The sequence below is a fragment of the Prevotella sp. LCP21S3_D2 genome, from assembly GCF_052118345.1.
GTDB lineage: Bacteria > Bacteroidota > Bacteroidia > Bacteroidales > Bacteroidaceae > Prevotella.
On record NZ_JBQKHJ010000044.1, the window covers coordinates 1 to 14,335 of the forward strand.

A 14,335-nucleotide genomic window follows, 5' to 3' on the forward strand; every position below is an offset into this window, starting at 1 on the left:
AGCATGAGCCGCAATCCATGCGGGCACGGGATATATATACTTCTGATGCCTCCAGTCGCTTGAAGATTCTTTCCAAAGTCTCTCTTTGGTTGAAGCGCACGTTTGTGTTGCCGTCTCTATTTTCAATACCGACAATCATGTCGTTAATGACTGCCACACCTGGACTATAGCCCAGGAACTTCTTGTAGGTTGGTTTTGCATCATGCTTCTCTGTTTCAATGAACTGATGGTCAAAGTCAAAATCATACTCTTGACCGGATTTCAATTGACCAGTAGCAAGCAGGGCTTTGATCAATAAGCAGTTCATCTTGTCTGCAGTATTGAAATCATAGGAGTTGCCAGAAGCAGATTTATAGGTGATGTTCTTACAAGTCAGTTCTTCGATAGCACGCAATATGGTGTCTGCGCTGCAAGTGCGAAGAGTTGGATGAAGAGACAAATGTTTCATCAAGTGAGTTGTAACATCCTCAATACATGAGCCGCCACAAAGATATACGCACATCAGAGAGCGTAGAATTTCGCTATATTGATAACCAAACATAGTGCATCTCAATCCCAAGGTGGAATCTATGGTTTGAGCTAAAAGAGCATCAAATTGCTCCATAATAGAAAAAATTCCTCCAAAAGGAGTGAGTTTCTCAGATTTTATTTGTATCTTTGCCATGTCATATTAGAGTTTTGCTTGTCTTCTTTTCGCAACACTAAGGTAAGTGAAAATTCTGACATGGCAAAATCCTGGGCAACTTTTTGTTGCTCAGGCACTTATAAATAATGTTAAACTATAGTGTTGCGGAATTAAGGGATAATACTTTATATTCTATTTATGACGGAATATATTATTACCACCATAAACTATGCAACGTAAAAACCCGAGAAGGATCTCGTAAGAATTCGTACACCAGGTCGAAGAGGGAATAAAAATTATCAATTGTCTCCCACAAACAAAAAGTGCATGTAAGAATCAGATATCCTTACATGCACTTAATTAATCATTCGTCTTCAATAGCTACTGGCGGAATATCCCCCAACAGAGCACCCATTTCTTTTTGATCACGCCATACAAAAACATCATTGATGAAATTCATCAACTTACCATGTTGAACTTGTACATTTTGCTCTAACACAGTATAATAGTCAATATCATCTTCCTTTGACATTGCGGCAAGTTGAAGGTTCAAGTCATCAAGAGAGTTAAGTATAGAGTTGAGCTTATAATAAACCTGCTGGTAATATTGTCTCTTCTCTTTTTCCTCCAGATGAGTGGATTCCAATACAGCTCTTATATTCTCATCTTGCATAGAGTAATCAACTTCCTCCAATGGCAGGAAAGCATTAGCCGCTTCATCACCTGCCAAAATGAAAAACACTACTAATCTATCCCTTCCAATCCACATGTGATTAGGGTCATTCAGTAACCAGTTTCTGACTTTTCGAACAGATGGGATCGTTGAATTAAAACCAGAAATAATCTTCATCATAACCTAGTATTTAATCGTCAAAATTTAATCTACCCTGGACACCTTTGCCAGGCTTACTATACATGTATGGAATGTTGTAATCTTCATAAAACATCTTGCAAATGGAACCACATATCTTTCGTTCATTTTCACTGAAACCATCCTTCTTATATCTAAGAACGATCTTCTTCAGCTGCTTCGCCATTTTCTGAAGAATTTCAACTCTCTCTGACACAGAATCTACCTTTGCAACTTCCTTGCTGATAGCTGTAACATAATAATTAGACTGTTCTGTACGGAAATGAGCACGCAGACAAGTATGAATTATCGTTATTTGATCATTAAGTTTTTTACCATACCCCTCCGACATAATTTTTATCTGAGTAGGCGTAATCGGTTTCTTAACTCCCAAACGCGCAGTATTACCATTTGTCTCAATGATAAAGTAGTAAGAAGTAACAGCGCCTCTACTGTTCTTTTCCTTTACTTTATAGTCAAAGCAGACATCGCAAAGTCCTTTTTCATATAATGACCTGATGTCATCCTTTGCTTTATCAAGGACACGTCTCTTGAAATCAGAACCATTTTTATACTGCTCTTTTTGCTTGATATTTCCATTTTCATCACGAACCTCAAGAAGATTGAACATCTTTTTGATATCATGTACTGTCATAAAGAACACCTTATCTTCCTTGTTACGGTATTGGCAACAGAACTCATAGAAACGCTGAGAATACACACTCTTGAAGCTCATCTCAATATACATGTCAAAAACAGTAAATTCAGATGAGAGATTGGTGAAGTAGGGGAGGAGTACCGGAGTGATACCTACAGTATAGGTTTCATGATCAGGATGTTCATCCACATAAGACAATAAACCGGCATAAATACGGTGTCCATCTTTTGAATGGAATATCTTTTTTGAATCGGTTATATTCTTCAAAGCATTGAAAGCATAATCCAAATTTGAACTATGACCAGAGACACACTCCAAGAGTTGGCTACGAGTGAGAGTAAGCTCGTATTTTTTAGGATCACCATCAGGTAAATCCTTGTTCTTTTGGATACCACGCAGTATTTGCAACCAACAATTTCTTTCGATAGCTGAAAGATTGCTGATTGCCTGTGTCACATCGTTCGGTTGCGATATGAAGTAGTGTTGGTTATCAGTGATAACCAATCCATCTACCTTTTTAGGGCGGCCAGGTATCTTTTTTCCTTTCTGGTCAACCTCTTCAGCAAAAGGAATAACTTCTGCGACGACTTCTTCTATATTATCATTATTTTTTGTCTTAGCCATATCTCTAGCTTTAATTTTTTGGCAAAAATACATAAATTCTACGACAATCTATTTTTTCTAGTCGCAAATTAGATATTTTTAACCTCTTTAAGACCGAAATAGTTTAAAATGGATAGGGTATAAAAGTTTTGATGAACAGGAATCACTTATAACCCATTGTGGATCACCATCTAAAGTTGAAGATTATCAGAATCTTAATTCCATGTATAGAGAATAAGTACGACTATATTATAACTTAATTATGATTGAAAATAAATAAGGATAAGACATAGTTTTTATAATATTGTCGTAAATAGATTCATTCAATATCTGTTTTGTAAGGAGCTCAATATAACTTGAACAATAACAAACATGATGATTGCACATTGTATCAATGACTTATGTAAAATAGTACATCAAATACAACTACGACAAAATTATAAGCAATATTATGAAGTAGATTGTATTTGGTAGATAATAATAAGGAATCGTATTATGGGTATAAATTTATCGAATATGACTTAATGGTCTAGTTTGTTTAACCATAACATCTTAACAATTTGGTAGTTAACATAGTAAATGCGACAAAATTAGAAGATATAAGAAGTGAATGAAAAAGAGAAGATTGCTGCGACGAAATAATAATGATTATAATAAAGATGAATCAATAAAAGACGATAATATAAATAAGTCGTAAATAAATTCATTTGAAATATAATTTTGTCGCTGTATAGCTATTTCTTCATCTAAGGTATAAGACTCATTTGTTTGCTACCAGTGAGTGGAGTCTGCTGATAATTAGAGATAGCAACAGCTAGAATTGGATGATGAGTAGCATAATGGTGAGGTGTTTGTTAAGGCGCGACTAAATTATAAGGAGATTCTGGATAGGCACTGAGATACGTAATGTTTGTAGGTAAGCTTTATAATTTTGTCGCAACAGATATTATAAATATCTGTGAATCAATATTCTATGTTTATGTAGAACGATACTTGCAACACAAGCTGAAAGTACCCTTCCATTGTTTAAGTATGCGACGAAATTATAATGAGTAATATATCAAATAAAGGCATTTGCAACGAAATTATAATAATGTCGCAAATCAGTTTATTTACTTTATAATATTGTCTTATCAACGTTATTGTTTTATAAGAATCTACTGGATTAAGAGTACAGTTGCTCACTTCAGAGCAGAGTAATCAAGACTTGCTTATGTTCTCTTGATATATCTGATAGCTTCTTGTTAAGCCCATAACTTGTTAGAAGTAATAGTTATATAGTCCGTTGCTGCGGCAAAATTATAAAGCTATATACGTCTGGGGCGTAACTGCTACACTAACTCTACGACCAAATTATAAATCCCATAGTTAATGTTCCTTCTCACGGTATAAGTTTGAAGGTTGACTGTACAGCTTCTCATTATAGATTAGTTTCTGTTATAATGTTGTCGTATCTGTATTTGAGCATGTTGAATGCTGTTATAACATATAAATACATAAAAGTACATATTTTAACACGCATGAAAGTCTGCTCTTTCTTTGTATGGCTTGGCCTTCCAAAATCCTCCCACAACCAGGCCATAATCCACTCCATATTGTGAAATGGGGGAGAGGAAGACCTACCTAAAAGTCTTTCATGTCCCCTGCTCATTTTTATTTCTTTATTTTGGGCTTATTATTTTCAGCGCTTATAACTTATTGTAGGTGAGTGTTATAGAGTGTGTTGGTGCGACAAAATTATAAGATGCTAAGACAATATTATAAACTTAGGTGCGATAAAATTATAAGTATAACCCTAAAAGGTGCGATAAAATTATAAAGCTAATAGTTAGCGGTATTTAACTCTTTACCATAGGTTTCTAAATTCGTTCAGGGCTGGAAGTTTAGTAGATAATGAGTCCAGTTTCTTATTTCTGATCGGCTTCTTTTCATGTTGCCACACATATCCAATAGCTTCTTAATAGCCCATAACTTGTTAGATGTTAGAATTATATAGTCCGTTGCTGCGACATAATTATAAAGCTATATACGCCTGAATCGTCATAGCTCCCTAAACAGTGCGACAAAATTATAAGGCTTATAGTTGGTGTAAGCTTGAAGGATGGTGGTACAGCTTCTCACCATAGATTAGTCTCAGTTATAATGTTGTCGTATCTGTATTTGAGCATGTTGAATGCTGTTGTAACATATAAATACATAAAAGTACATATTTTAACACGCATAAAAGTCTGCTCTTTCTTTGTATGGCTTGGCTTTCCAAAATCCTCCCACACCCAGGCCATAATCCACTCCATATTGTGGAATGGGAGAGAGGAAGACCTACCTAAAAGTCTTCCATATCCCCTGCTCATTTTTATTTCTTTATTTTGGGCTTATTATTTTCAGCTTTTATAACCAATTGAAAATAAGTATTATAGAGAGTGTTGGTGCGACAAAATTATAAGATGATACGACAAAATTATAAGTATAACCCTAGAAGGTGCGACAAAATTATAAAGCTAATGGTTATGGTTAGTTAACACTAATGCTTTTCCATTATATTCTTATAGGGCTAGAAATGAGCCTTCAGATCGGGTTCTTTTCATGTCGCCACAGTAATCAAGGCTTGCTTATGTTCTCGTGATATATCCAATTGCTTCTTGAATAGCCCATAACTTGTTAGATGTTAGAATTATATAGTTCCTTGCTGCGTCAAAATTATAAAGCTATATACATAGCTACCCCCAAACAGTGCGACAAAATTATAAAGCCTATAGTCAATGTTCCTTCATGTTCTGTTAGTTTGCAGGATGATGGTACAGCTTCTCACCATAGATGAGTTTCTGTTATAATGTTGTCGTATCTGTATTTGAGCTTGTTAGCATGCAATGATAACATATAAATACATAAAAGTACATATTTTAACACGCATAAAAGTCTGCTCTTTCTTTGTATGGCTTGGCCTTCCAAAATCCTCCCACATCCAGGCCATAATCTCCTCCATATCGTGAAATGGGGGAGAGGAAGACCTACCTAAAAGTCTTCCATGTCCCCTGCTCATTTTTCTTTCTCTATTTTTGGCTTAATATTTTCAGCAAGTATAACTTATTGAATATAAGTATCATAGAATGTGTTGGTGCGACAAAATTATAAGATACTGCGACAATATTATAAAATTAGCTGCGACAAAATTATAAGTATAATCTTAGCAGGTGCGACAAAATTATAAAGCAATTTGTTAGTGGTATTTAACTCTTTGTACACGCTTATCATGGACTTTTTAGCTTCTGACGGAAAGATCCTGATGTCGTATCTTCTGTTCTTGGCTTTGGGATTGGGCGTTGTTTAAAGGTAAAGGTGCGACAAAATTATAAGCTCAGTATGTTTCGATACTGGTGTTCTTCCATCAGCTGTAATAGTATGCTTCAATGAATCGTCTGCCCCCGATTTTGATTATAAAATTGTCGTAGTTAAGTAGGATGAAGACTGCTTGTGCGACAAAATTATAAAGGAAATACTCCCATAAACTGTCTTTTTCAGTGGCTCGATAAAAATATAGTCCGATGAAGATGCTCATTTTGCCTGTTTTTAGCCGCTCTAAGGCAAGATAACACAGATGGAGTATAGTTTTAAGCAATGCTTCTCAAAAAGGCTCTGACGGCGTTTTTCTAGTTCAAAAATAATAGGGAGGCTGATACGGTTCTAAACTTAAAGACAGAAATCTCCCAGGAAAGTTTGATTTTTCCAAGTATTTTCGTACCTTTGCCGAAAAAAGTAAGCATATGAGTTATATCGAGAAACATTTGACTGATGTTTTGCCTGAGCCAACGTCTCACCATATCGGTGTGAAGCAAGTATTGTTGGCCAATGGGGAAACTTCTACGGCAGTCACGCAGATTGCTAAGAATACCTTGAAAGCTGGTGAGAAAGTTGAGGAGCATGTTCATCCTACGATGGATGAGCATTATCTTTGTTTCTCTGGAGAAGGTGTCCTTTGGGTAGAAGACAAAAAAATAGCTTTCACCAAGGATACTTATATCTTGGTGAAAGCTGGAAGCAGACATTATCTGGAAGCTTTGTCTGATATTTGCTTCCTGACAATGGGAATTGCTACAGAATAGTACTGCTGTGTTCAATGAGCATGAGCAACAAACAGAAAAAGTACAGTTTCAGCAAAGATAATGGCTGGAACCCCGTACTTGAATTTCAAATGCTGGGTTTTGTGATGCCAAATTCTCATGCCTGCAAAGGCTCCTATAGAACCGCCCAATATGGCAAGTATGAGTAAGGTTGCCTCCGAAATCCTCCACTTGCCATGTTGGGCCTTCCATTTGTCAATTCCATACGTCAAAAAGGTAATGACATTGATGAGAACCAATATGATGCATAGTTCCTTCATCATGATTTCGTTCCTTAAAAACTAAGTCTCATCTGATACCATGCAACTCCTCCATGTGTAGAGGTGGACAAACCTTCGTTCTTGAAGCCGAACTGTTCGTAGAATGAAATCTTTTCTTTCTTGCAGGTAAGAACAATACCGCTTTTCCCTTCCTCCTTAGCATGTAGGATGAATTGGTTCATCAGCCGGCTGGCGCATCCTTGGTGCTGAAAAGAAGGATGTGTCACTATACCAAATACCATTTGCCATTTCCCGTTTTCTTTGCAAAATGCAGGATCTTCGTACATTTCATCCATCAGGTCCTGTTCTTCCGTAACTGGGCCATTGATGAAGGAAATGATCTTTCCATCTTGTTCCAACACCCAAAAATGAGAAGGGTAGGCATTCAGTCTCCACCTGAAGGTTTCCTTTGTTGCTGCCTCTGACTCTGGAAAGCAAGAAGCTTCAAGCTGACTGATTTCATCAAGATCAGCAATGCTTGCCGTTCTCATCTTCTCATTTTTAGAAGTTAAACGACCGTATAGGGTGATGGCATCGGTCATGATTTCATCGTGGTCAAATGCCAATTCCGGCAGGTCTTTGAGCAGGAACCATTCTGCCTTGGCTGCATCGTCTTGTCCCTTGACCTCATATGGCTTGTCCACAATGGCAAGGTAGGCCACTGATAGGGTTCTTCCACGTGGATCTCTATCCACCTTGGAATATACTCCAATCTGGTTCACTTGGGAAATTCCAAGTCCGGTTTCCTCCTTCAGTTCACGAATGGCACACTGCTCTGTGGTTTCATCCATGTTCATGAATCCCCCAGGAAAAGCCCATTTGCCCTTGAAAGGTTCGTTTCCACGCTGTATGAGCAAAACCTTGGTTTCTGCTTCTCTGGTGAAGACAGCGCAGTCTGCTGTTACTGCAGGCCTTGGGTATTGATACGTGTAACTCATTGTCTTATAGTTTAATCTGTTATTTAAAAATCCAGTTCATCTAAGATAAGATCCAGTTCATCGAGTTCTTCTTCCTTCGTTGCCCAACTGGTCACAAATCGGCAGATGATTTCAGTATCACTCTTTCTTTCCCATATCTCAAATGCCACTCTTTTTGAAAGAGCCTCATGGAGGGTAGGGGAGAGCACGACAAACTGCTGGTTGGTAGGAGAATCGTAGGCAATGGCGATGCCATGCTTCTTGAAGATACCTCGGATGCGAGCGGCCATGGCGATGGCATGGCGAGCTACCTTGAAGTAAAGCTGATCCGTAAACAGGGTGTCAAACTGGATGCCGAGCATTCTGCCCTTGGCCAGTAAGGCTCCATGACGCTTTACAGTGGTGAAGAAATACTTCGGTGCATTCATACCCGAGAAAACCACAGCTTCGCCCATCATGGCACCCACCTTGGTTCCACCAATATAGAAAACATCACAATGCTTGGCAAGGAATGGCAGGTCGTAGTCGCATGCCTCAGATTCCAAACCATATCCCAGTCTTGCTCCATCGATAAAGAGACGGAGGCCGTATTTCTGACAGGTAGCATACAGGGCGGTCAACTCTTCCTGGGTATAAACCATTCCAAATTCAGTTGGCATTGAGATATACACCATGCCAGGCTGTACCATGTGAGGATGTGTCTCGTCGGCAAGGAAAGAGTCCATGTAAGAAGCCAGGGTGCTGGATGATAACTTACTGTTCTCTCCTGGCAGCGGGATGACCTTGTGCCCAAAAGCTTCTACTGCTCCCGATTCATGTACCTCAATATGTCCTGTCTCCACACAAATAACACCTTCACATCCCAGTAGAAGGGAGTCAATCACTGTGGTGTTGGTCTGCGTACCGCCTACCAGAAAGAACACATCAGCATTCTCATTGCCCACGGCCTTGCGAATCTTCTCTTTTGCAGCCTCAGAGTATGGGTCAAAACCATAACCGGAGGTCTTCTCACTGTTGGTCTTGCCAAAAGCCTCCAGTATCTCTGGCAACATACCATTGTTGTAATCACTTTCAAATGAAATCATATCTTGTCTTTTATCCTTAAATGACAAGCAGCCTTATTCTTTTAACTACTTGATGTATAATAATTTAATGTTTTAATTGAGCAGAAAAGCCTTAGTCTTTCCAGCTTCTTCCCCCATATGGGTGAAGTTGCAACTCAATTTCTTGGTCTTCTTCATATCTCGATCAGCCTTCAGTTCCAGGTTGATTATCTGCTCCTTTTGCAGAGGGTCTGCTATATGCAGCCAAACCTTGCCATCAGCCTTTCGGCTAACCATGAGAGCACATGGAACATCCACCTTGATTCGTATGTTTGAATCCCTGTATTGTCCCTTGGCATGGAATATCATCTGCCAGATGCCCAGTTCAGAATGCCAAACAGCCTGAAGGTTCCTGGTATTCTCCAGTATCAGAACCTTCCTATTTCCATCAGCCAGATATGTAAATGTACAGCCTTTATAATCGAAGTCTTGGTTGACTGTGGTCATCACATCGTATGGAGACCTCGAAGTGATGCCGGCACTGAGACATACCACTTCATGATCAAAGAAGAACTAGGCCTTGCGCGCCTGTGTATGGATACTACCATGTGTATCATTATAAAATAGGTAGTAGCTCCATAGAGGGAATCATTTACGCCACCAGCTAACTGTGAGGTGCCGCGAAGTTTCCAGGCATTTTTCCCTAGCGGAACATCTGGCATCTGTGGAGCCGTAGTACCAGGAATACGTGTCCAGTTCCAGGCAGGGAAGATGTTGAAGTATTCATCACCTGTCTTCACAATCGCATTACTGCCATCAGAAACGAAATTACCGTTTCTCTCAGTAGAATTACCTACCGGATAAGTAATCAATACCCCGATGAGACCGACTACTTCCTCTCCTGCTTCAAACAAGAGCGGCAGTGAATCGAGACTTTCTGAAAACGCTTGCAAAAGTACTGATATTTAGTGAAATCAGGAAAAATATGGCAATAAATAATTTTAAAATGGTATATTTGACCATGTTACTTTCTGTTCTGTAGTCAGTAGAACCTGCTGTATAGACAACAGAATCATTCATCCAGAAAGCCTTAAGCAATGACAATGAAAGCCAGATTCTATCAAAATCCGGCTTTAATGAGAAAATCATTCTTCAGTTTGCTTCAGAATCTCTGTCCATTCCTCAGGAGAGTAAGCTGTAACAACTGCAAGCACTGAAACACCAAGAACAAATAGTAACATCATAATTTAAGAATCGTTTTCCGTGTGATCCCACGACAGACCTGCTGCAACTAGTAAATAATGATAATCCCCTTCTCCCCAAATCCTAGAGATTACAAGGTGATAGGCTTTTTACGTGCAAGCAAGTACGATAAATACGAGTAAACATGATGCAAGGAATTTCTGTATTTTTTTTCGGTAGCTACCGGCTGCTTAGACAAAAAATCAGAAATAACCTTCAGGTGGTACTTGCAGGTTTACGTTTATCGTAACTTTGCAAAGTAAAAACCTGGCTCCTTGATATTGGATATGGGAGCGATAAGGCGATGGTAAGAATCATCGTTGCAGTAGGTAAGGTGTCTATATTCGCGATACCTATCAAGAAGTTATTGTGAAGACCATCTGTTGCTGTGACTCCGGAAGTGGTATCAATGGCTTTCAACTGGATAATCATGCAAACAAATGTCATTTTCAGATGGATTCTGTCAGAAATCTCTAGTTTTGGCAAAAAAAGATGCAGGTGTGAACAAAAAAGACACACCATAGCAATATCTTTGCAAGCGAAACGTTATCAAAACAATTAATGTAATATACAAATATGGCATTGAATCAAACCAACAAGCTCGTGTGGATTGTGGAGACCATCTATCGGGCACATAAGATTTCCTTCGAGGAACTGAACCGCCGCTGGATGGACAATGTGGATTTGAGCGGAGGTGAGGAGATGTTGAAGCGCACCTTCCACAAGTGGAAGTGGAATATCTTCGACACCTTTGGCTTGTCAATAGAATGCGAAAAGACAGCACCTTATAGGTATTATATCGCCAATGAGAATGACATGAAGAGTGGAAGCATTGGGAATTGGCTATTGAGTACACTGTCAGTGAGCAACTTTCTTCTTGAAAGCAAATCAATCAAAAACAGGATTATCCTTGAAGACGTGCCCAGTGGCAGGGAATATCTGGAGCTCATCATTGATGCAATGAAGAAGAATCGCTTCATTCATATCACCTATTTCACCTACTGGAAAGGAAGCACGCACGATCATTATGTGATGCCATTGTGTGTAAAGCTTTTCCGTCAGCGCTGGTATATGGTGGGACGTAATTGGCCGGCAGAAAAAGACATCGTCTTCTGTCTCGACCGGATTCAAGACTTCCGTCTTTCGAGCCATACCTTTAAATATCCAGAAGAGTTTGACCCGCAGGAATACTTTGAGGGTTGCATCGGTGTAATGCCCGGCGATGATTGCGACATGGAAAAAGTTAAAATCAAGGTCAGTGCCAGTCAGGCCAACTACCTGCGTGACCTTCCTTTGCATAAGTCACAAAAAGAGACTAAGCAGACAGATGGATACAGCATCTTTGAATTGTATCTCAGACCGACATTCGACTTCCAGCAGGAACTGCTTTGGAATGGTGAATACCTTGAAGTTCTTGAACCTTGTTGGCTCCGTAAGGAGATAGCCGGAAAGGTAAAGAGCATGTGGAACAAGTATAAGGAGGACAAAGAGAAATAAAATTATTGAAGTAACTCTATGGCCAGGACGGACACAAACGCATTGCCGACAACACTCTCGTCGCTCTCACACTGATGATTGCCGAGAGCCGCACAGAAGAGAAGGATGTGATGGTGAAAGTGGTGGTCAATCTAATCAATAAGAATAATCAGTAGCATAATCCTGGCAGATTCTTATGACAGTATTACACTAAAATTGGCTTATAGAGCCATTGAAATATTTAATAAATAATAAATTTATACAAATGAAAGTATATACTCACTTTATCAAAATTGACGAGAACGACGGGTACCGATGGAGAACCCTCCTGCAATTTGGAAACTCGTGGGATTGTATAGGCTCAGTTGTCATGAAGAACCCAGGTTCTTCAAAGATGGTCGATTCTGAGCCTATTTCAAATGATGTAATCATTAAAAACCTTAAAAAATATCAGGACATAGAATTGCCATGGTATGAGTTTTCAGAAGATACTACGATGAAATGTATCGCAGAGTTGTTCGCTTACAAATGTGGGCTTACAAGCCCTGATGCATTGTCTGGAGTAATCCAGATTTTTAATATCTTTTACATCAAAGAAGCTGACTTAGAGAGAGCAAAATCTAAAGATGCGAAATATGGTCTTCCCAACATTTTTGCATCAGAACAAGCTATGAGCGATTACGACATTAACCATCTTTTGCCTCCTGTGTATCTTGGTTTTGGGAAATTGGCATTTGATAAGCACTATAGAGATAGATGTGAAGGATTCTTTAATGTAGCTATTAAAGATTTCAATTGTCTGTATCTATCGCACACTTATTCCAATAACTCATTTTATCATCCGCTCTATTTGATGCGATATGGAAAAAGTACAGAAAATGGAATAAAGACTTTGCTCAGATTTAAACAGAATACACTTTCACCGGAAGGATTAGAGAATGCCATAAAGGATTTGATGGAAAAAAGAGCCATTGACAACATGACTGAACAAGAATCAAACCTAAGATGGCAATACATCTATGCCTGCCTTAATATATTCTGTAAAAATACGATGAGTTTGAAACTTCTTGAAGAGTCTAAAGATAGTACTAGTTTCTATATTCCAGACGAAGAAGGTAAATCCGATATTATCGTCTCGCTTGTGAATCAAAAGGGAGATAAATCTGTTGGAGTAAGGTATTCTATAAAGAACCATGTGAAAGATAAAAGATTTGATGCTGCTTCCAAAAAGCTGACAGAAATTGACAAGTCATTCACGCCGATGTTAAATACTAATGGCAACGTAATTTGGATAGGCAAGCTTGGCCTTACCAATCGCTTGAAGGATATCGATGCTTTCATCAGAGAGATAAAAGAACTGATTAGGAAGGTTGTTGAAGAGCTACAAAATATTATTTAGAGAAGTTCTCGCCAATCTTTCTGGGGCTATGGACATATTCGCATAGCCCCATTTAAATTTTGGTATCAAATTTAAAATCTATTCTCAATGACGTATAAAGAATTTCTCAACATTGTTACCTTTGAAGAGGTGGCGCCGCATATAGTGAACATGTATCCCGAAGCAAAAGACTGCCTCGGATGGTTTAAGCTACATTATGATATGCTCAAACAGATGACTCCTAAACGTCATGATGATTCCAATGGTGATTATTTTTGATTACAATCCAGATTTAGGTCAACAGATAGAAATTACGGTAGTCGCTACTGATATTTCTGTATCGAAATAATAGTCTTGAAGTCTAATCTCTCATTTTCTTGAAGGTAGTGCCCATATTTAGCATACCTTATGCCGACCTTTGCACCATCAATTATAAAGACATTGAAATATAATCGTTATGGTACAGATGGCGAATGACGAATCCATGCGCAATATCCTCGAAGAGGGAGCCTGGATGAAGTCACTCATCAGTGGTATTAATAAATATAATACATAAAATTCATAGATTATGGCACTTTGGAAAATTTCAGTTAAGAGAAGCGGCAATGCCGCTTGTAAGGACAAGAGACAACGCCTTGAAAAAGGCATGTTTGTGGAGACGAGCACCGCATCAACTACACCGCCTATCGATGTAACTCGTGAACAACCCATGCTGGCTCAATTATTCCTGAGCAAATATGGTATTGAAATAGCTCCTTATTGCATGACCCGCTCATATTTCGATTGTGAGAAGATGGGTTGATCTGAACTACTCACAAGCTAAAGACTTGTGGTATCCTACTTCGTCATGGAAAGCTTGCGAGCAAGACTTACGACCTCTTAGTCTTCAAGTTTTGCCCACTGCTGTAATGTGGCTAAGTTACAAAAGAGTGGGGAACTAAAAAAGTTCTCCACCCTTTCCCTTAAATTTTTTATGATGAGTTTGCATTAACTCACTTTCAAATGGGTTCATTGCTTTCACATTGCATCTTTCACTGGTAAAAATAGGCTTCTCGTAACTACTCAGCACCCCTATGGGCATGAGTAATCGTCTTACTGTTGTACTACAGCAAGAATTGCATTGAATTTAGAATTTCCGTTCTTCATAGCAGTTTCAGCAATGGAG

At 38.8% G+C, this 14,335-nt stretch carries 12 protein-coding genes and 2 pseudogenes; 6 read left to right on the forward strand and 8 right to left on the reverse strand.

Going from position 1 to position 14,335, the window contains the following annotated elements:
* The 3 genes and pseudogenes from ACTQ16_RS15955 to ACTQ16_RS15965 all read right to left on the reverse strand — a co-directional run.
* Window positions 1–664 (reverse strand): annotated as a pseudogene (locus ACTQ16_RS15955) (IS1380-like element IS942 family transposase); the annotation flags it as partial.
* 325 nt (window positions 665–989) lie between these two features.
* Window positions 990–1,478, reverse strand: coding sequence for a hypothetical protein (locus ACTQ16_RS15960; RefSeq protein WP_441932128.1), 489 nt, complete (start codon window positions 1,476–1,478; stop codon window positions 990–992).
* Window positions 1,479–1,488: 10 nt separating this feature from the next.
* Entirely contained in the window at window positions 1,489–2,757 is a 1,269-nt protein-coding gene (locus ACTQ16_RS15965; RefSeq protein WP_441938397.1) for a replication initiation protein, read from the reverse strand.
* Between the two features lie 3,740 nt (window positions 2,758–6,497).
* Here ACTQ16_RS15965 and ACTQ16_RS15970 point away from each other — a divergent pair.
* Window positions 6,498–6,836 carry a cupin domain-containing protein gene (locus ACTQ16_RS15970; RefSeq protein ID WP_441932125.1) on the forward strand — a complete coding sequence of 113 codons (339 nt, stop codon included), beginning with the start codon at window positions 6,498–6,500 and terminating at the stop codon, window positions 6,834–6,836.
* Between the two features lie 11 nt (window positions 6,837–6,847).
* Here the strand turns inward: ACTQ16_RS15970 and ACTQ16_RS15975 are convergent, their stop codons facing one another.
* The 5 genes from ACTQ16_RS15975 to ACTQ16_RS15995 form a co-directional block, all read right to left on the reverse strand.
* The gene (locus tag ACTQ16_RS15975; protein WP_441932124.1) at window positions 6,848–7,117 is read right to left on the reverse strand and encodes a DUF1294 domain-containing protein; all 270 of its coding nucleotides are present in this window, start codon (window positions 7,115–7,117) and stop codon (window positions 6,848–6,850) included.
* Between the two features lie 11 nt (window positions 7,118–7,128).
* Complete coding sequence (locus tag ACTQ16_RS15980) at window positions 7,129–8,052, reverse strand: GNAT family N-acetyltransferase (protein WP_441938398.1); 924 nt, start codon at window positions 8,050–8,052, stop codon at window positions 7,129–7,131.
* Between the two features lie 23 nt (window positions 8,053–8,075).
* Window positions 8,076–9,116 carry a threonine aldolase family protein gene (locus ACTQ16_RS15985; protein ID WP_441938400.1) on the reverse strand — a complete coding sequence of 347 codons (1,041 nt, stop codon included), beginning with the start codon at window positions 9,114–9,116 and terminating at the stop codon, window positions 8,076–8,078.
* 72 nt (window positions 9,117–9,188) lie between these two features.
* Window positions 9,189–9,581 carry a polysaccharide lyase beta-sandwich domain-containing protein gene (locus tag ACTQ16_RS15990; protein WP_441938401.1) on the reverse strand — a complete coding sequence of 131 codons (393 nt, stop codon included), beginning with the start codon at window positions 9,579–9,581 and terminating at the stop codon, window positions 9,189–9,191.
* The gene (locus ACTQ16_RS15995) at window positions 9,581–10,027 is read right to left on the reverse strand and encodes a polysaccharide lyase family 8 super-sandwich domain-containing protein (protein WP_441938403.1); all 447 of its coding nucleotides are present in this window, start codon (window positions 10,025–10,027) and stop codon (window positions 9,581–9,583) included. The genes ACTQ16_RS15990 and ACTQ16_RS15995 overlap by 1 nt, the downstream gene beginning before the upstream one ends.
* A gap of 865 nt (window positions 10,028–10,892) precedes the next feature.
* On the opposite strand from ACTQ16_RS15995, the gene ACTQ16_RS16000 reads away from it, so the two are divergent.
* The 5 genes and pseudogenes from ACTQ16_RS16000 to ACTQ16_RS16020 all read left to right on the forward strand — a co-directional run bounded on the left by ACTQ16_RS16000 (window position 10,893) and on the right by ACTQ16_RS16020 (window position 13,972).
* A complete protein-coding gene (locus ACTQ16_RS16000; RefSeq protein WP_441938405.1) occupies window positions 10,893–11,813 on the forward strand; it encodes a helix-turn-helix transcriptional regulator in 921 nt (306 codons plus the stop codon).
* Window positions 11,814–11,827: 14 nt separating this feature from the next.
* Window positions 11,828–11,968 (forward strand): annotated as a pseudogene (locus tag ACTQ16_RS16005) (cytochrome C biogenesis protein CycH); the annotation flags it as partial.
* A gap of 89 nt (window positions 11,969–12,057) precedes the next feature.
* Window positions 12,058–13,191, forward strand: coding sequence for a hypothetical protein (locus tag ACTQ16_RS16010; protein ID WP_441938407.1), 1,134 nt, complete (start codon window positions 12,058–12,060; stop codon window positions 13,189–13,191).
* Window positions 13,192–13,278: 87 nt separating this feature from the next.
* Window positions 13,279–13,449, forward strand: coding sequence for a hypothetical protein (locus ACTQ16_RS16015; protein WP_441932116.1), 171 nt, complete (start codon window positions 13,279–13,281; stop codon window positions 13,447–13,449).
* A 289-nt stretch (window positions 13,450–13,738) separates the two neighbouring features.
* Window positions 13,739–13,972, forward strand: a complete 234-nt coding sequence (locus tag ACTQ16_RS16020) for a DUF6140 family protein (RefSeq protein ID WP_441932115.1) — start codon at window positions 13,739–13,741, stop codon at window positions 13,970–13,972.
* The last annotated feature ends 363 nt before the right edge of the window (window positions 13,973–14,335 follow it).

Bases quoted from the DNA above. Each gene is read 5' to 3' on its own strand.
- ACTQ16_RS15960 (WP_441932128.1), bottom strand. From the start codon at position 1,478: ATGATGAAGATTATTTCTGGTTTTAATTCAACGATCCCATCTGTTCGA.
- ACTQ16_RS15965 (WP_441938397.1), bottom strand. From the start codon at position 2,757: ATGGCTAAGACAAAAAATAATGATAATATAGAAGAAGTCGTCGCAGAA.
- ACTQ16_RS15970 (WP_441932125.1), top strand. From the start codon at position 6,498: ATGAGTTATATCGAGAAACATTTGACTGATGTTTTGCCTGAGCCAACG.
- ACTQ16_RS15975 (WP_441932124.1), bottom strand. From the start codon at position 7,117: ATGATGAAGGAACTATGCATCATATTGGTTCTCATCAATGTCATTACC.
- ACTQ16_RS15980 (WP_441938398.1), bottom strand. From the start codon at position 8,052: ATGAGTTACACGTATCAATACCCAAGGCCTGCAGTAACAGCAGACTGC.
- ACTQ16_RS15985 (WP_441938400.1), bottom strand. From the start codon at position 9,116: ATGATTTCATTTGAAAGTGATTACAACAATGGTATGTTGCCAGAGATA.
- ACTQ16_RS15990 (WP_441938401.1), bottom strand. From the start codon at position 9,581: ATGACCACAGTCAACCAAGACTTCGATTATAAAGGCTGTACATTTACA.
- ACTQ16_RS16000 (WP_441938405.1), top strand. From the start codon at position 10,893: ATGGCATTGAATCAAACCAACAAGCTCGTGTGGATTGTGGAGACCATC.
- ACTQ16_RS16010 (WP_441938407.1), top strand. From the start codon at position 12,058: ATGAAAGTATATACTCACTTTATCAAAATTGACGAGAACGACGGGTAC.
- ACTQ16_RS16015 (WP_441932116.1), top strand. From the start codon at position 13,279: ATGACGTATAAAGAATTTCTCAACATTGTTACCTTTGAAGAGGTGGCG.
- ACTQ16_RS16020 (WP_441932115.1), top strand. From the start codon at position 13,739: ATGGCACTTTGGAAAATTTCAGTTAAGAGAAGCGGCAATGCCGCTTGT.